Genomic DNA, 17514 nt, shown 5'->3' on the forward strand with positions numbered 1-17514 from the left:
TTTTTTCCACTCCTAATTCTACATAAAATGTGAGGGTTTTGGAATGGATAATATATTGAAAGGCTGTTTTCGCAAACTTTGTTGCTCTGCGTATTATGAGAATTTCCGTAATTATCGTTGCTGTCGTGCTCTTTTCTTGGGTAGTAGTTTTAAAAGGGTGGCAATATCTCTTGATTGTGTTATTGGAAAAGGTCCTAATTCCGACTTCTTCCTGGATAATAGAAAAGAGCCTATTCAAAAAAAAAACTAGCAGAAAACGGATAGATTTTGCTATTGTGGAAGAAAGGAGCTGACAGTCACATGGAATTTAAAATGAAGGAAGTAGGATTTAGCACAGAATTAGAATTTGGTGAATTGCAAGTTGCAGGCGATGAACAACACGGATTTCGCCCATTTCAGTTAATGGTTTCATCCATTGCAGTTTGTAGTGGTGGTGTATTACGAACCATTCTAAGTAAAAAACGCATGGAAATTGAAGACATCTCGATGAAGGCAAACGTAACCCGCAATGAAAAAGAAGCAAACCGAATTGAAGAAATACATATCCATTACACGATTAAGGGCAAGGATCTTGATGAAAGTAAAATTTCCTCTGCTATTGAGCTTGCAAGTAAAAATTGCCCGATGGCACAGTCTGTAAAAGACAGCATCAAAATTGAAGAAACGTTTGAATTAGTGTGAGTCACCTGATTTTGGGTGGCTTTTTTTGTACGAAAAAAGGAAATGATGACCCGTTTAAAGAATACATATAACCAACTTCTTACTAATGGCATAAACTAAAATACTGCAAAAATACTTCCTAAAAGGATGATTGAGCGTATGATTATTTTAAAATCGGAACGAGAAATTAAGATGATGGCGGAAGCTGGTAAGCTATTGGCTGATTGTCATAAAAAGCTGGCGAAGTTGATTCAGCCTGGTATAACAACAATGGAAATAAATGATTTTGTGGCAGAGTACTTGAAAAAACACGGAGCAAAACCAGAACAAGATGGTTACCGTGGCTATCAATACGCCACCTGTGCATCTATCAATGATGAGATTTGCCATGGCTTCCCGCGTAAAACTCCTCTTAAAAATGGAGACATTGTCACGATTGATTTTGTCGTCAACTTAAAAGGTGCACTAGCGGACTCTGCCTGGACCTATGCCGTCGGAGAAGTGAGTGAGGCTGCAAAAAATTTGATGAAAGTGACAAAGGAATCTTTGTATAAAGGCATTGAACAGGCAGTTGCAGGAAATAGATTAGGTGATATTGGCCATGCCATTCAGACGTTTGTAGAAGGAGAAGGCTATTCGGTAGTAAGAGATTACACTGGACATGGAATCGGCCGAACCATTCACGAGGAGCCGCAAATTCTTCATTTTGGCAATCCGGGCAGAGGAGTAAGACTGCGTGAAGGGATGGTCATTACGATTGAGCCGATGGTAAACGAAGGCACGTGGCATTCTAAGGTTGATAAGAACGGCTGGACAGCTCGGACTATGGATGGAAAGCTTTGCGCACAGTATGAGCACACGATTGCGATTACGAAGGATGGCCCGATTATTTTGACTGAGCAATAGAGGAGGAAGAGATGGTAAAAAGATTAGAAAAATTAACACCATATCAATGGATAAAAGACGAAACGCTCGAAATAGATTGGGATAAAGGAATTTATGTATCACATTTATTACCTCAGCGATATTCACACTATTGTAAAATTTTTAACCCGTTGTTTCGGGATAAAAATTTTACAGATGAAAATGTTTTTTACTTCGAGTGTGACCCTGATGTTGATAAAGTTGAATCTGGTGAAAAAATAACCTTGAAAGCAGTTGTGGATAAGTATCAAATTCCTTACACAAAAGAAATCAATTCAAGAGCAATTAAGAAAAAGCTTGGAGGTTATCCACGCTACCTTATTTATGGTAATGAAGGAAAATTGGACACGGATGAGTTAAAGGAGGTTGTTTCAGAGTTACGTGCTTTTACAAATGATCAGGAATGTTATTTTTACTATGAAGTGCTAAAAACTATTTATGCACAGCCAGAAGATATCGGGGAGCATCTATATTCAGGTAGATTGAATGATGTACTACCTCTTTCTAGAATCGGTGAAATGGGTGGTTTAGGGTCTCCGACTTCTTGGTGGCCAGAGGACAAAAGTTGGTGTGTCTTTACAGGTTATGATCTAGAATATTCCCTTGTAGGCGGAAGTAAGAATTTAATCACCGCTTTGTTATCTAACCCTAATTTAGAGTGCTTGGAAGTGGATTTGGATACGAGAATTGATGTTTAGGAGACCGATCTTTCATAGTGGATTGGTCTTTTTCACTGTACAATTAAAGAATGAAAGACAACGAAGGGGAGTAAGTCATGATTATTGGAATTGATGGTGGAGGTACAAAAACAACGGGGATCGCAGTAGATGATTATGGAAAGGTGTTGGGGCTTGCAACGGTGGGGCCGACCAATCCTAACAGTGCAGATGAATTAGCGATAAAAAAGGAGCTCTCAACTCTGTTTGCGGAGCTGCTTTCTACTAGTAAGCTAGGAAAAGAAGATATTGTGTTTGCTGGTATATCTGGAGCGGAAAGTGGTGGAAAGAAGGAATGGTTTCAACAAATTCTAGAGGAGCTTTTGGGAAATGCTCCAAAGATTATGATTGACAATGATGCCATAACCGCCCTTTATTCAGAAACCAAGGGAGAAGCAGGAATCGTCTGTATTAGCGGCACCGGCTCTATTGCATTTGGGATAAATGAGGAGTTAAAGCGTGCAAGAGTTGGTGGTTGGGGATATTTAATTAACGATGGATACAGTGGATTTACTGTGGGAAAACGATTATTAGAATATGTGTTTACTAGCTTTGACGAAGGAAAAGATAGCTGTGAGCTTTCAGATGAAGTATTAGCCCATTTTCAGGTAGGCTCCGTTACAGAATTAATTCCTGTTGTTTATGAGTTGGGGAAAACTCGTGATCGTGTGGCTTCCGTAGCGAGAATCGTGGTGGATAAAGCAAATACTGGGGATAAAGTGTGCACAAGTATTATGGAAAATGCTGCTGAGGTGTTGTTGAAGGATATAAAACTACTTTTCCACAGGTTGACTGATAGCAAAAAAGAGATGGTGAGTCAATTTCCTATTGTTTTAACAGGCGGAATAATTAAGCATTCATCTGTATTGATATCCTATCTGCAACAAAAAGTTACAGAAGAAAGCTTGCCGTTCAAGTTTAGCCTAGCAACGGGTGAACCTGTTCTTGGGACTGTTTATGGAGGACTTAAATTCGCGGATAGAGAGATTACAGGTGAGTTTATAGAGAATTTGGAAAGAAAAAAATAGTGATTTTGTACTAGGTATTTTGTATATTATGTTAAATTTTCTGTTCTTCTGTCGATACATAGGGAGAACAGGAGGGAAACAAATTGAAAACAAAACTAATTATGGTGCTAAGCTTAGTATTAATGGTCACTTCTTTTAGCACAACGGGTAAGGTTTACGGAAACAATGAAATTACATACGGGCATTGTGAAATGACCATTCCGATGACAAACGTCGGTTTTGAAAATAGTGTAAATGCTACCAACCATTGTGAGGAAGTAATTTGGGGTTATTTTGGCGCAGGAGAATTCCATTTGAGCGGAGCGTATAGTGGTGTAGTTGAATATAGTGGGCAGCAATTTACCATTTCCAATCCATTTTCACCTAATATTCATGAAATATTGACAGTCTATCTCGAAGATACAAAGGGTGAAGAAGTGAAGGGAGCTATTCGGCTTTCTGGTAGCACACGTTTAGATACTGCGCTTGCAGTATCAAAGCAAGCTTTTGCGGAGGGATTGCCTCATCCAGAAAAATCTATTATTCTCGCTAGATCGGATAACCCTGCGGATGCTCTTGCAGCGTCTAGTTTATCAGGAGTGAAAATGGCTCCAATTTTATTAACCAAATCATCTAGCATTGATCAATCCGTGCTTAATGAAATAAAAAGATTAAATCCTAAGAAAATCTATATGTTAGGTGGAAACTCGGCAATAAGTAGTTCAATTGAAAAAAAACTAGAAACTCTAGGGTATGATACCCACCGGATTGCAGGAAACACACGCTATGAAACAGCTGCAAAAATCAATGACATATCTATGAGCGTTTCTAAATCAGTTACAAATGCTATCATTGCAAATGGTCTTACTATTGCAGATGCCTTAGCTGCTTCCGCAAGTGCGGCATTGACAGGAACACCTATTTATCTAGCAAAGAAAGACACAATGCCTATTGACCTTCCAAAAAATATTAAAACCGTGGATGTTTATGGAGGAACTGCTGTTATTTCAGAAAGTGTAACAAAAAAACTAGAAAAGCAAGGAATTAAAGTAAATCGGGTTTCAGGTGCCAATAGATATGAAACAAGTGTGAAAGCAGCAGAAAAAATAACTGCAGCAATTCCAAAAGTCATTCTTGTTAGAGGGAATTCTACCTCTTCAACTAAGGCGGATTATCCTGATGCGGTAGTCGCTTCTAGTTTGGCTAGTAGATTTGGTGCGCAAATACTATTAGTTCATCCAACGAAGGTAAATGAACAAGTCAAAAAGCATTTACAGAAACATCAAGGACGTGTATATGTGCTTGGTGGACAAAATGCCATTCCAGACGATATGTTGAATCTTTTAGGTGTTGGAGGAAATGAGTAGGGAAGTTTTCTAGTTCGATAGGTAAGGAATGAAGATATAGGCACCTCCCCTTCCCAAAGCGCATACATTATGATTATCATGCCGGGAAAGGGGATTGAGCAGCATGTACAATCCATACCAATATTGGAATGCATCCTACGCTTATCCTGCATCAAATTATTATCGAGGTTTACAAAATCATTATTACTCGCCTTACCAATCACCGTATTATCCAAGAATTACAATTCAGGATTTTGGTCCTTATCCTTATGTTTTAAACATCGATGAGGCAACCAAACAAAATGACACATTTCGAACGGCCCTTTGGACAGGAGAGCATCTTCAGGTAACCCTGATGAGCATCCCTGTTGGAGGGGATATTGGACTTGAAATACATCCAGATACCGATCAGTTCTTAAGATTAGAAGCAGGGCAAGGATTGGTAATGATGGGAGATAGTCCTAATAATCTTGACTTCCGGCAACAGGTCTACGACGATTATGCCATTCTGATTCCAGCAGGAACATGGCATAATGTTGTCAACATGGGGAACCAGCCGCTCAAGCTGTATTCCATTTATGCACCTCCACATCATCCGTTTGGTACTGTGCATAAAACCCAGCAGGATGCCATAGATGCAGAGGAAGGTAATTAAAGGTTGTTGCTACTGCGTATAGGTAAGCAACATGTAGTCAACGTTGCTGCCGTGCTCTTTTCGTGGAGGAAGTAATATGTGGCAACTTTTCTTGTAATAATGAATGAATCTTTTAGAAAAGTGCTTTACTAAAAAAGGAGAAATCAGCCCATTCAAGCTGAGTTCTCCTTTTCTTTTTGCAAGGCTTCCCAAAGGAAATCCACAATATGCACAGCGCGAAAAATACCACTAAGTCCTTCGCGCTCAATCCCAAGCTTCATTTGTAAAAGACAGCCTGGGTTGGCGGTAACAATGGTGGTTGCTTCACTTTCTGCTACTTTTTCCATTTTATGATTAAGAATTTGCATCGACATTTCAGATTCCACTATATTATATATTCCTGCAGATCCACAGCATCGATCGGCATCCTTCATTTCGATGAATTCCGCACCATTCACAGCTTGTAATAGCAGCCTCGGTTGTAAAAAGGTTCCTTGCACGTTACGAAGGTGACAGGAATCCTGATAGGTGACGCGCTGCTTCTCAACAGTAAGTTTTTGGTTTCTGTGAAAATCAAGCTCCACCAAGACTGCGGAAATGTCTTTTATTTTTGCTTTGAACGCTACAGCCCTATTTGCCCATACAGGGTCATCTTTTAAGAGGTGATCGTAATCAACAAGAAACGCACCGCAGCCTCCTGCATTAGTAATGATGTAATCTGCATCTAGTTCTTCAAAGGCTTCAATGTTTCTTTTTGCAAGTTCCTTTGCTTTGCTTTTCTCACCACTATGGCCATGGAGAGCACCACAGCAATTTTGGGAGGGTGGAATGATAATTTCACAGCCTGCATGCTGCAAAAGGTTCATGGTTGCATTGTTTGTTTCAAGAAACATAGTGTCCATTAAACAGCCTGAGAAAAAGGCGACGCGCTTTTGCTTTGGTGCGAACGGAGCAAGCTGAGTGGGGCGATCTTTCATCTGTTTCATAGTGGGTACTTTTGGTAACACTTTTTCCATTGTTGCTAGACTATCAGGCAACACGTTCAAAATTCCAGCTTTATGCACGGCCGCTTGTAAACCGGAACGTTGATAGACTCCTAGCATCCCAGTCATCCATCTTAGTCGGTTTTGGTGAGGAAACAAACCGTCAAATGCAGCCTTTCTTACTAACCGTATAGGCAGGGAGTGGATTTTATTTTGATTGATGATATCACGAGCTTCCTCGAGCAGGTGACCATATTTGACTCCAGATGGACACACAGGCTCACAGGCACGACATCCAAGACAAAGGTCAAGTGTTCGTTCCACATCTTCATCGGGCTCAATCACCCCATCGACCACTGCCTTCATGAGGGCAATTCGTCCCCTTGGAGAATGTGACTCTTGAAAGCCTGACTCGACATAGGTAGGACAGGAGGGAAGACAAAAGCCGCAACGCATACAATTGAGGAGTTCGTCTTGATCCATACGCTCTTTAAATTTTTGTTGGATGGAGGTTTTTTCTGATGAGGTTGTCATCCTGAAACCACCACCCGTTTTCTTGCTTCCTTCGCAAAGACTTTACCAGGGTTCATAATATTATTTGGGTCAAAAGCAAGCTTGATGGCTTTCATGGCGGAGACTCCTTCTGTGCCAAGCTTCCACTCTAAGTATGGTGCCTTCATCATACCGACTCCGTGCTCTCCTGTGATGGTGCCACCAAGTTCGATTGCTTTTGCGAAAATATCTTCAAATGCCGCTTCCACTCTTTCCATCTCCTCTTGGTCTCTTGCATCCGTTGCCACTGTAGGATGAAGATTTCCATCACCTGCATGACCAAAGGTACATATTTTCACATCATGCTTGACGGCAATTTCGTTGATGGCTTTGACCATTTTTGCAATTTCAGAGCGAGGAACGGTTGCGTCCTCTAAGATAGTGGTTGGTTTTAGCCGAGCGAGCGCTGAAAGGGCGGAGCGGCGTGCGGTACGGAGTGCTTCTGCCTCTAGTTCCGTTTGCGCCATTTCTACTGAAACTGCCCCTGATGATATGCAGAGTTCCTGAATTTTTTTCATATCACGCAAAACGACCTCTTGCGGCCCGTCCTGCTCAATTAAAAGAACAGCTTTCACATCTGTTGGTAATCCAATCCTAGCGAAATCTTCTACCACTTCAAGGGTCGGTTGGTCCAAAAACTCCAAAGTTGCTGGAATAATTTTGTTGGAGATGATGGTAGATACCGTTTGTGCTGCAGCCTCGAGATCCTGATAGAGTGCGAGCATGGTTTGTTTTGTTTCTGGCATTGGAACAAGCTTTAGCGTAGCTTCTGTGACAATGGCAAGTGTTCCTTCCGAGCCTACCAACAGCCGGGTAAGGTCATAGCCGGCAACATCTTTGGCTAGCTTCCCTCCAGTCCGAATGATGTCTCCATTTGGCATCACAGCTTCCAAGCCCAGTACATAATCTCTTGTTACTCCGTATTTAAGGCCGCGAAGTCCACCTGAGTTTTCATTGATATTGCCGCCAATGGTGGAGATTTTCATGGAGCTTGGGTCTGGCGGATAAAACAACCCTATGGCTTCTACTGCATGGATCAAATCTAGTGTAATCAGACCAGGTTGAACGGAAATGGTCAAATTTTCTTCATCTAATTCTAGTATTCTGTTCATATGAGTAAAAAGAAGAACAATGCCACCTTCTGTTGGACAGGTCCCTGCACAAAGGTTAGTACCAGACCCTCTAGGTACTAGAGGGATCTTATTTATGTTGCATACTTTTACAATCTCGGAAACTTCTTGTGTATTTCTAGGAACAATGATGGCATCAGGCATGCTTTGATAGTTAGGAGTTGCGTCATAGGAATAGACAAGCTTTTCTGACATGCTATCACGGTAGTTTTCAGCACCAACGATTTCGATGAATTTCTGTTTTATCTCTTTCGTGATCACACGAAGTCCTCCCTATATTGTTAATGAGTGCATCTCACATAATGTAGGTACTCTCAGAATTTGATTGTTTTTTGAATAGTATAACATTTCAATCGTGGGTTTGGAGGAAGAAGTTGTGCTTTCAGGGGTGAAGTTTTTCTTAAGCAAAATAAAAAAACACCTGACAAAGTCAGATGTTTAGTAGCAAACATGTTACCCTTCCCAAACCTCAGCAGCTGCACCTGCTTTTTCGAAATAACGGATGGTTGTGGGGGTAAGTTTTAACAGGAGGTAATTAGGATCATCTGGGCTCTTGATCCACTCGGAAAGCTTTTCATTCCAAAATTTTTGCTTATAATCGTTATTATTTTCAAAGCTTGCTTCTGCTTCAATCTCCACATACGGACTGCTCCAGCTGCCACCTTCCATTCCTAGGAGAATATGTACGTGAGGATTTGTCTTTATGTCCTCTATCTTGTGCGTATGTTCGTTTGTCGCACAAAATAAAGTAAGCTCTTCATGGAAGAAAAGCATAAAACGGGAATAAGGGCGATCTCGTCGAATGGTAGCCAAAGTTCCAATGTGGTGATCGGAGAACATGGCAGTAATTTTACTTTTTAAATCAGTGCTCATCATGTATCAACGCCTTTCTATTAATTTGCCTCCCAATTAATGTGTGAATTTAATCGAAATTTTACTCAGGATTAAGAACGGTTTTACAGTTGAAAGGAAAAATTCAGGGTATAATAACGCTGAAAAAATAAAGCTCTTTTCTAAAGGCTCTTTCCTAAAAGATTGTTGCTAAAAACTTAAGAAAAAATCGGCTCTAGGACTTAAGAAAACTGCTGCTGTTTTTAGACAAAAAAAGACCCTGTGCGGTAGGCAGCACAGGATCCCAAACATGTAGGACAAACAGAAACAATTTAAGTACGCAATAGGAGGTAAATTTACTTAACTTCAGGAATAAAAAGCTTTTATATGCTTGTGTCGGAAAATCACTCCTTCACTCTAGGTTGTCGAGCTTTAAATCCCTCCTTCGTTATAAGAGTATTATAGTATATATGCGGAATGTTGTAAATATTCTGATTTATTTTTTATTTTTTCATATTTTGTTGTTTTCCGATTAGAATGGTAAAGTAGGACAGGTGAAAAGTATTATGTAGAGGAGTAATTAGCGTGCTTATTCGGTCTTTATTTTACTTGATTGGACTTTTTGTCTTATCCTTTGGGATTAGTTTGACCATTAAATCCAACATGGGAGCTGGTGCCTGGGATGCACTAAATGTGGGACTTTCTACGACATTTGGGCTAACCGTTGGGAGCTGGGTTTTCATTGTAGGGATTATATTAATCGGAGTGAATGCTTGGTTGCATAAAAGCAGACCAGACTATCTTGCAATTATTACCATATTTCTTGTTGGAGCTTTCATTGATTTTTGGCTTATTCAGGTCTTTCCACAGTGGGAGCCAGAAAATTTCATTATGCGCTTAGGAATCCTTCTTGCAGGGATGACGATTATGGCTATTGGAATCTCTGCGTATTTACAGTCAAAATTCCCTGTGATTCCTATTGATAATCTAATGCTTGGAATCCAAAACCGTTTGAAGGTCAAAATGATGACTGCCAAAACAATTGGGGAAGTCTGTGCGCTTATTGCCGCTCTAATCTTTAAAGGGCCTATTGGAATTGGAACCTTTATCATTACCTTTGGAATTGGTCCACTAATCCAGATTTTCTTCCCTCGTTTAGAAAATCTCTATAAAAAATTACGACACGAGAGCTAAAGTTGGCTCTTGTGTTTTTTTATACTTTTACCACAGCGGTTCATTTTCGTTGCTTAGCTCATACAAGTTTGGCATCCAAAAAATAAGTAGTAAGAATACCGCCAGATAAACCATTGCTGAGACAATAATATCTACGTCATAGTATATTAGTGGTATATTAACAAATGGAACGATGAATGGATATATAGCAAGCTTCTTCCTTGATTTCTTCGTTAAGTATTGAGTTCCTCCACAAAGCGGGCAAATGATTTCTTGTTTGAACGTAAACATCTTTCTCCACGCCATCTTCCAATTCCACTGTCTCTTACATTGCATGCATGTAGGTGTGTTCATGTATTTCCCCTCCGTTCTTTCTTACGTTATTCCCACAAAAAAAGTTTCACTTTCAATGGATAATCTTACAAGCCTTCGAAAAAGATAACAGTACATAAAACTTAAGCTAACTGAAAGGAGTCTTTTTTACATGCGTCTTCTACAAATGCTAGTGGTCTTCTTTGTTTCCTTAGGATTCACATTTGGCGGTGTTCACGCAGAAGAAACAAAGGTGAACGATAATAAGAAAAAGCTTGAGGTGCCAAACTCTGTTTTGGATATTTCAAAGGACAATACGTACCCGAATCCATCACAGGATGTCCCTTATTTGCAGCCAAGTGAACTATCTCAAGAACTAATCGACTCTTCTAATGTAAAAATTGAAAACCCAAAGCTGATTAAAATATTGAATGAATCGAACATCTCTCCGTCCCCGGTTGCAATTGGGTACCGAGCGACTATCTATCTTGGTCAATGGCCTCTATCCTACGAGTCCACTGAAACGAGCGTGAACTGGGAATATCAAAAAATAAACACCAACTATACGGACAACCGTGGAGGAAAAGCTCCTCAGCAATTACATTACCGCCAAGAGCAGCAAAAAAGTGTGAAGGGTGGACTAACCTCTAAGGTTGCAGATGCTGAAGATGTAAAAGAAATGATGATGCTTAAAGCAATGGATAAAACGAAGCTGCCATTGTCGTTTCAAACTATAGTAGGTGCAGGGACGAAAAAGGATCAGGTTTATAACATTCCGGTCAAAAAACTAGGCTACCTTTACGCATACTCTCCTGCGGTAAATGAAAAAGGGAAGGTCACTTATGGGGAAGTATACTTAGTCCTTAAGGGCAAAGAGATGAAGATTGTGGTGAAGAATGTGACCTCGCAAGGAATTGGTGCATGGATTCCTGTGCAGGATCATGTAAGTTTTATTTTTGCAGCATCTGATCGTCCGAGATAAAAGAGAGATAGCATCAGCCTTAAGGTTGGTGTTATTTTCTTTAATTTATGGGGTTGGCAGACGAACTAGGGGAAGTTTGGAACACAGCCTTTTAAAAATACTTCAAAATTCGCTTGGCTTTCCTGAAACTTTTTCCACACTCAAACGTCTGAATAATTAAGAAAACAAAGGAGGTCATCAGCAGCATGATGCACCTAATATTACTCCTAACAGGCTTGATTTGTTTGGTGATTATTGTGAGAAAAATGGTGAAGGTAGAAATGAAGGGAACGCCAACTGACATTGGCAATGAAGCGAAGCATAATGCCGTCATTTTGCTATGGGGGATTGGCATATTGTTTCTCATTCTCTTTATCCCCTACCAAGTATGGAAATTCGCCGGAGGCTCGCTTGGGCTTGATGGGGTAGTGGTGCTAGGGTTAAGTCTGATTGGCAGTGTGCTTCTTTGCTTTAGTTCGTACTATATAATCAAAGGAAGGCAGCTCAAATCGAAAATGCCTTCCTTGTAAAAAAGATGCCTGAGGAGCATGTTTCCCCAGGCATCTTTTATTTTGTTATTTTCGTTTCCCGCAAAGAAAAATCTACTTGAGGATAATAGGCGTTTTTCACTAAAATATTCGGCCCAAGACACGCGACAGCAGGGCAATGACAATCAAGCTCTTTGGCAATCGACGTCTCTTTCCAACGAGCATAGGCGGTCGGCAGGTCTGTATCCTGAATATTTCCAAGCGGAGGAGTATCACCAAAGTCCGTGACAATCACATCGCCATTAAAAATATTCACATTCAAACGTGAGCGGCCGTCCGGGTCATTTCTCACCGTAACATTTTTTGCCTTATATACACGATTCAGTAACTCTAAATCTTCAGGATTATCGCTGCAAGGGTAAAAAGGAAGAGTGCCAAACAGCATCCACGTATTTTCATCACGCATATCAAGCAAGCGGTGTATAGCGCTGCGCATTTCTTCCAACGACAGTACTTCCATCCCACTAGCAAAGTCGCTTGGGTACATAGGGTGCACCTCATGCCTTTGACAATGCATTTCCTCGACAATTTGCTTATGAATGTTCTCGATATGAGGAAGAGTGCGTGTATTTAACATAGTCTCTGCCGACACAATCACTCCAGCAGCAGTCAAAGCTCTAGAATTCTCAATCATCCGTTCAAAATACTTTGCACGCTGCTCATAGGTTGGTTTGCGCTCCATCATGGCAAATCCACCCTCGACAAAGTCATCCATTGTACCCCAGTTATGAGAAATATGTAAAACATCCAAATAAGGAATGATTTTTTCATACCTTGCTAAATCTAAGGTTAGGTTAGAATTAATCTGTGTCCGCACTCCACGTTCATGCGCATATTTTAACAAAGGAACAACATACTCGTTTACCGATTTCATGCTCATCATCGGTTCGCCGCCGGTAATGCTAATGGAACGTAGACGTGGAATTTCCTCCAAACGCTTCTGCAAAAGGTCCATCGGCAAAGCTTTCGGATCCTTTGGTTGCAATGTATACCCAACCGCACAGTGCTCGCAGCGCATATTACAAAGAGTGGTTGTCGTAAATTCCACATTCGTCAATTCTGTTTGACCGTATTCTTGCACATCTAAATAAGCTTCCCATGGATCATAGGAAGGTGTAATTGGAGGTAGGATTGTTGTTTTCATTGTAAATCTCCTTTATAAAAAAACCTTACCCCTCATTGTATCATGAAACGAGAATAGACAGACCGGTAAATTTACACATGGTTGCTCAAAATGATTCCGTGCGTTAGTATAAAGACAAACTTAGAGTAAGTTAAGAAAGGTGCGATATAAATGGGCAAAGCTACAGACAATAAAGATTCCCAAATGGATTATTTGAAAAATAGATTGAACATGTTTTTAGAGGTAGTCGATTCTTTGGATCCAGAATCAACGGACGTAGAGGATATTGACCGCTTAATTGAAATGCTTGATGACCTTGAAGGGAAATACAATCAATTTAAGAAGGATTGGTAATGCCGGGTGAATGCTACCCGGTTTTTTTTATGTAGTGTTCTATAGAGGCGCCGAGCGTTGAACTGCGACAACATGGAGGGAAATCCCAAGGTGGTTGTCGCGAAAAGGGGTGAATCGCGACAACTAAGCCTCGAACTCACCTAAGTTGTCGCGAACAAGCGATAAGCTACATTCCTGCCCCTGTTTTAACGCGATCTTTTACTATCATTCGTTCCAAAATACTGCTGACTCCAAGACCGACAAACCCATTGAACAGGGCAAGAAAGGCTATTACTACTTCGATTCCAAAATTACCGGTGAATACACTCATAATAAGGGTTATTACGGAAAAAGAGATGATGATAATTGCTCCGATATTAATCATGCTACAAATTTTCATGTGCTTATCCTTTCAAGGGTAATATTACCATTCCATTATATCGTTTAAATTCTTATACGTCTTATCCGGTTTTAGATTGAGTGTTTCCATTGGTAACTCATTGCGGTTAATCCAGGCTGTGTGAAAGCCGAAATTTTTGGCACCTGCAATGTCCCAGCCGTTTGAGGACAGGAACAATACCTCTTCTCTTTTTACGCCTAGCGTTTTTAGTGCGTAATTGTAGGAAGCTAGGGATGGTTTATACTGCTTAATCTCATCCACACTTAGAATGTGATCGAAATAGTGAGCAATCCCAGCGTTTTCTGCTAATGGAGTAAGCATATTAGCTGTTCCGTTTGAAAAAATGGCCAGTTTTTTGTTCTGTAATTTCTCTAGAACATGTTGCACTTCGGGATATAGAGAAAGGTTCAGATAAGCGTCCATTAGAGAATGTTCGATTTCTGGTGTCCATTGTTGATTGTGTTCCGATAATGCATATTTTAAGGCGGCCTCTGTGACCTTTTGAAAGTCTTCATAATTCCCCATGATCTGCCTTAGGAAAAAATACTCTAGCTGTTTTTTACGCCAAGTTATGCTAATGCTTTCCCCCTGATTTGGGAAGAATTCTTCGCATTTTTCTTTTACAGAATGAACATCAAAAAGTGTTCCATAAACATCAAAAACATAGGCTTTGATGGTTGCTGTCATAATTGAACCTCCTTTATTGTTATCCTAACAAGTCACCAGTGCCAGCAGGTGTTGGCCTCCTACCATTGTGTGCCACTCATTCTTTCTCTTACCCGTTTTTTCATTCCATTTTAGCATAAGATAGATTATGCCTTACTTTCCATCAGCAAATCTCCTTGAAAGGTATGGTATCCAAAAATGTAATCCAGCTTACTTCGGGAGCATCATTTGTTGGGGAGTACTAGTAACAGTGGTATATTGTATGTACATAGAGCGTATTTCTTATAGATAAGTAAAGGCATTTACATAACCCATAAAATAAGAGAGGGAAGATGCGGATGAAAAAGCTAGCGTGGTTAATAATGGGCATGTTGCTGTTAACAGCATGTCAAGGTAATAGTCAGCAAAACGAAGAGGAGATCCTTCAAAAGGATTGGAGTGAAGTGGAAAAGACGGCAGATGGATCGACGGTAAGGGTCTTCATGTGGGGTGGAGACGATGGAATCAATCGATACATAGATGAATGGGCAGCCCCTGCATTAAAGGAAGCGTATAATATTACCCTTGAAAGAGTGCCAATGGACACAAATGAAATTTTGCAAAAGCTATATAACGAAAAGAGAGCTGGCAAAAACGAGGGGACAATCGATGTAATCTGGATAAATGGAGAGAATTTTAAAAATGCCAAAGAGAATGAGCTTTTATTTGGCCCAATTTTAGAGAAGCTTCCGAATGCCCAAGAATACGTGGACTTAGATAGTCCAGATATACAGTACGATTTTGGTACAGAGGTGGAAGGAATGGAAGCGCCTTGGGGTAAGGTGCAGTTTGTTTATTTTTATGATGAAGAAAAGGTGCCAAACCCGCCAAAGAGTTTTGATGAATTAGCGGCATGGGTAAAAGAAAACCCTGGAAAATTCACTTATCCAGAGGCAAATGATTTTACGGGGAATGCATTTTTGCGTCAGGTTATGTACGAAAAGCTGGCATCTCCAGATCAATTGTTAGAGGAAGGGTATAGCGAAAAGCTGCTAGAGGAGAAGCAAGAAAGCTTCTGGAGCTATTTAAAAGATTTGAAGCCTTATTTGTGGCGGGAGGGGAAGACCTATCCTTCTGACCTGACAGCTTTAGACAGATTGTATAGTCAGGGAGAGGTTTGGATGACACTTGGCTACAACGAGGCGAGAGCAGAAAGCTTGATTGCTGAAGGGAATTTTCCTTCAAGTACAAGGTCGTTCAAAATGGAATCTGGTTCACTTGGAAACACTCATTATTTGGCTGTGCCTTTTAATAGCCCAAACAAAGAAGGAGCGATGGCAGCCATTAACTTCTTTTTATCGCCAGATGCACAAATTGCGAAGTATGATCCGGAATATTGGGGGGAGAGCATTTCGCTTGATCCACAAAAATTGTCCGAAGAGGACTTGGCGAGATTGGAAGAGTTCGAACGGGGAGCTTCTGTTTTATCTGCAGAGGAATTGGGAGAAAATATCCTTCCCGAAGTGGATAGCGGGTATGTGAACTGGATAAAGGAGAACTGGGTGGATGAAGTGGTACGCAAAAAATAAAAGAATGTTAGCCCTGCTACCAGCAGTTTTGTTTATTGGTTTAATTGTAGTGTATGGGTTGCTTATGTCATTTTTAGAGAGTATTTCAGGAGCATACGGATGGACTATAGAGCATTATCTTGGCATCTTTAAGGAAGAAAGATTTGTTGATTCTTTGAGCTACAGCCTCTATATTGCGGGAATTTCTACCTTGGCCTCTCTAATTATTGGTCTAGTAGTCACAAAGCTAATTTATCATTATCTCAAAAATGTAGAATCTCGCATGCTCGTGTGGATTCCGATGCTCTTTCCTCATTTTGTGTGGGGATATATGATGGTTTTACTTTTTTCACAAACAGGATGGTTTTCTTCGCTTTTGCTTGCAGGTGGACTCATTCAGGAGTCGAGTGACTTTCCTATTTTGATAACTGATGAAAAAGGGATAGGAATTATCCTCACTTACATCTGGAAAGAGGTCCCCTTTGTCGTGCTGTTGCTTTTGCCTGTCTATTTGAACATGCCTAAGCAGCTGCCGATGGTGGTGAAAACACTTGGAGGCAACAGCTGGAATGTTTTTAGGACAGTCGAGTGGCCTTGGGTATTTCCAGTCATAGTGGAAGCGGGCATTATCGTTTTTGCCTTTGTGTTTTCAGCATTTGAATTGCCGTATTTACTTGGAACGACTTATCCTCAAATGGTTCCAGTATTGGCTTATGAGTGGTTCTATCAAGGAGATTGGAGCAAACGACCATTAGCTTATGTGGCCATGATTCTAATCACACTCATCATTCTTATGCTTGCATTGGCAGCGTCAGCATTAATGAATAAAAAACGCTACTATTTATCGAGAGGAAGCAGTGAGTAATGAAGAATATCATCAAAAAACTTTGCTTTCTGGGATTGATTGCTTTTTGTATCCTCCCAGTTCTCCTTCTAATCTTAAATAGTGTAGCTTTTGGCTGGAAATGGGGAGAATTATTACCAAGCATGTACAGTTTAAGAGGCTGGACTGTCCTTTTTTCTGAGCCACAGTTAATACGCGCGATCCTTACAAGTATTTTCATTGGGATTGCTGTGATCCTTTTAAATTTTGCCATTGCTCTTCCTGCAGCAAGAATGCTTGCATTTTATACGTTTAAGGGGAAGGCCTGGATAGAAACGGTGCTAATTTTGCCGATTTTGATTCCAAGTCTTGCAGTAGTCATGGGCATTCACCTTGCGATGATTCGATTAGGCTTGAGTGACTCCATAGTCGGTGTTATCCTTGTGCACCTTCTTCCAACTGTCCCCTATTCTATAAAAATATTTCGAGCTGGCTTTGAGCGATTAGGGGAAAAGTGGGAAGAACAGGTTGTTACCCTCGGTGGTAGTCGTGGTTATGCCTATTATTCCGTTTATTTTCCAAGGATGCTTGGGAGCTTCAGAAGTGTTGTGTTTCTTGTTTTTGTCATTTCACTTAGTCAGTTTGCTTTAACGGCGATTATTGGTGGAGGGAATGTGTTGACACTCGCCTTACTTTATTTTCCGTTTCTTGATAGTGTGGACACCGCAACGATTGCTAGTTTTTCGTTGGTGTTTGCGATGTTACCTTTAGGGGTGATAGCAATAATGGAGGGGTTATTCTTCCTTCTTCGCCCTAACAAAAGATTGTTCAGGATGTGACAACAG

Annotated in this window: 20 protein-coding genes; 13 read left to right on the forward strand and 7 right to left on the reverse strand. The window is 40.6% G+C overall.

The features are described 5' to 3' along the window. Nucleotides 1–300: 300 nt before the first annotated feature. The 6 genes from FIU87_RS04110 (at nt 301) to FIU87_RS04135 (ending at nt 5308) form a co-directional block, all read left to right on the forward strand. Entirely contained in the window at nt 301–681 is a 381-nt protein-coding gene (locus tag FIU87_RS04110; RefSeq protein ID WP_152443415.1) for an OsmC family protein, read from the forward strand. Nucleotides 682–819: 138 nt separating this feature from the next. Beyond that, a complete protein-coding gene (gene map, locus FIU87_RS04115) occupies nt 820–1566 on the forward strand; it encodes a type I methionyl aminopeptidase (protein ID WP_152443416.1) in 747 nt (248 codons plus the stop codon). An 11-nt stretch (nt 1567–1577) separates the two neighbouring features. After that, nucleotides 1578–2282, forward strand: a complete 705-nt coding sequence (locus FIU87_RS04120) for a hypothetical protein (RefSeq protein ID WP_152443417.1) — start codon at nt 1578–1580, stop codon at nt 2280–2282. Between the two features lie 77 nt (nt 2283–2359). Further along, nucleotides 2360–3328, forward strand: coding sequence for an N-acetylglucosamine kinase (locus FIU87_RS04125; protein ID WP_152443418.1), 969 nt, complete (start codon nt 2360–2362; stop codon nt 3326–3328). 83 nt (nt 3329–3411) lie between these two features. Beyond that, the gene (locus FIU87_RS04130) at nt 3412–4674 is read left to right on the forward strand and encodes a cell wall-binding repeat-containing protein (RefSeq protein ID WP_152443419.1); all 1263 of its coding nucleotides are present in this window, start codon (nt 3412–3414) and stop codon (nt 4672–4674) included. A 103-nt stretch (nt 4675–4777) separates the two neighbouring features. After that, nucleotides 4778–5308, forward strand: coding sequence for a cupin domain-containing protein (locus FIU87_RS04135; protein WP_152443420.1), 531 nt, complete (start codon nt 4778–4780; stop codon nt 5306–5308). 152 nt (nt 5309–5460) lie between these two features. On the opposite strand, the gene FIU87_RS04140 is transcribed toward FIU87_RS04135, so the two are convergent. From FIU87_RS04140 to FIU87_RS04150, 3 genes are all read right to left on the reverse strand, one after another. Then, on the reverse strand, nt 5461–6804 hold the full coding sequence (locus tag FIU87_RS04140; RefSeq protein WP_152443421.1) for a (Fe-S)-binding protein: 1344 nt from the start codon (nt 6802–6804) through the stop codon (nt 5461–5463). Next, a complete protein-coding gene (gene glcD, locus FIU87_RS04145; RefSeq protein WP_152443422.1) occupies nt 6801–8213 on the reverse strand; it encodes a glycolate oxidase subunit GlcD in 1413 nt (470 codons plus the stop codon). The genes FIU87_RS04140 and glcD overlap by 4 nt, the downstream gene beginning before the upstream one ends. A gap of 192 nt (nt 8214–8405) precedes the next feature. Next, nucleotides 8406–8828 (reverse strand): pyridoxamine 5'-phosphate oxidase family protein, encoded by a 423-nt coding sequence (locus FIU87_RS04150; RefSeq protein ID WP_152443423.1) that lies wholly within the window; start codon nt 8826–8828, stop codon nt 8406–8408. A 540-nt stretch (nt 8829–9368) separates the two neighbouring features. Between FIU87_RS04150 and FIU87_RS04155 the strand changes: the two genes are divergently transcribed. Next, nucleotides 9369–9977 carry a YczE/YyaS/YitT family protein gene (locus FIU87_RS04155; RefSeq protein WP_152443424.1) on the forward strand — a complete coding sequence of 203 codons (609 nt, stop codon included), beginning with the start codon at nt 9369–9371 and terminating at the stop codon, nt 9975–9977. Between the two features lie 27 nt (nt 9978–10004). On the opposite strand, the gene FIU87_RS04160 is transcribed toward FIU87_RS04155, so the two are convergent. Continuing rightward, a complete protein-coding gene (locus tag FIU87_RS04160; protein ID WP_152443425.1) occupies nt 10005–10310 on the reverse strand; it encodes a TIGR04104 family putative zinc finger protein in 306 nt (101 codons plus the stop codon). A 130-nt stretch (nt 10311–10440) separates the two neighbouring features. Here FIU87_RS04160 and FIU87_RS04165 point away from each other — a divergent pair, with 130 nt between their 5' ends. Both FIU87_RS04165 and FIU87_RS04170 read left to right on the forward strand, forming a co-directional pair. After that, the gene (locus FIU87_RS04165; protein WP_152443426.1) at nt 10441–11250 is read left to right on the forward strand and encodes a YfkD famly protein; all 810 of its coding nucleotides are present in this window, start codon (nt 10441–10443) and stop codon (nt 11248–11250) included. A gap of 185 nt (nt 11251–11435) precedes the next feature. After that, on the forward strand, nt 11436–11759 hold the full coding sequence (locus FIU87_RS04170) for a hypothetical protein (RefSeq protein ID WP_152443427.1): 324 nt from the start codon (nt 11436–11438) through the stop codon (nt 11757–11759). A 37-nt stretch (nt 11760–11796) separates the two neighbouring features. Here FIU87_RS04170 and yfkAB read toward each other — a convergent pair whose 3' ends face one another. Next, on the reverse strand, nt 11797–12921 hold the full coding sequence (gene yfkAB, locus FIU87_RS04175; RefSeq protein ID WP_152443428.1) for a radical SAM/CxCxxxxC motif protein YfkAB: 1125 nt from the start codon (nt 12919–12921) through the stop codon (nt 11797–11799). Nucleotides 12922–13071: 150 nt separating this feature from the next. On the opposite strand from yfkAB, the gene FIU87_RS04180 reads away from it, so the two are divergent. Continuing rightward, nucleotides 13072–13254 (forward strand): SE1561 family protein, encoded by a 183-nt coding sequence (locus FIU87_RS04180; RefSeq protein ID WP_152443429.1) that lies wholly within the window; start codon nt 13072–13074, stop codon nt 13252–13254. A gap of 166 nt (nt 13255–13420) precedes the next feature. Here FIU87_RS04180 and FIU87_RS04185 read toward each other — a convergent pair whose 3' ends face one another. Together FIU87_RS04185 and FIU87_RS04190 are read right to left on the reverse strand one after the other, a co-directional pair. Next, a complete protein-coding gene (locus FIU87_RS04185; protein WP_152443430.1) occupies nt 13421–13633 on the reverse strand; it encodes a hypothetical protein in 213 nt (70 codons plus the stop codon). Between the two features lie 24 nt (nt 13634–13657). Continuing rightward, entirely contained in the window at nt 13658–14320 is a 663-nt protein-coding gene (locus FIU87_RS04190) for a haloacid dehalogenase type II (protein WP_152443431.1), read from the reverse strand. A gap of 317 nt (nt 14321–14637) precedes the next feature. Between FIU87_RS04190 and FIU87_RS04195 the strand changes: the two genes are divergently transcribed. From FIU87_RS04195 to FIU87_RS04205, 3 genes are read left to right on the forward strand one after another with little or no spacing between them, the layout of a single operon-like run. Further along, nucleotides 14638–15867, forward strand: coding sequence for an ABC transporter substrate-binding protein (locus tag FIU87_RS04195; RefSeq protein WP_253905508.1), 1230 nt, complete (start codon nt 14638–14640; stop codon nt 15865–15867). Further along, the gene (locus FIU87_RS04200; protein WP_152443433.1) at nt 15845–16711 is read left to right on the forward strand and encodes an ABC transporter permease; all 867 of its coding nucleotides are present in this window, start codon (nt 15845–15847) and stop codon (nt 16709–16711) included. Before FIU87_RS04195 ends, FIU87_RS04200 begins: the two co-directional genes overlap by 23 nt. After that, nucleotides 16711–17508, forward strand: a complete 798-nt coding sequence (locus FIU87_RS04205; protein ID WP_152443434.1) for an ABC transporter permease — start codon at nt 16711–16713, stop codon at nt 17506–17508. Before FIU87_RS04200 ends, FIU87_RS04205 begins: the two co-directional genes overlap by 1 nt. Nucleotides 17509–17514 lie beyond the last annotated feature (6 nt).

This window comes from Bacillus sp. THAF10 (genome assembly GCF_009363695.1).
Lineage (GTDB): Bacteria > Bacillota > Bacilli > Bacillales > Bacillaceae_I > Sutcliffiella_A.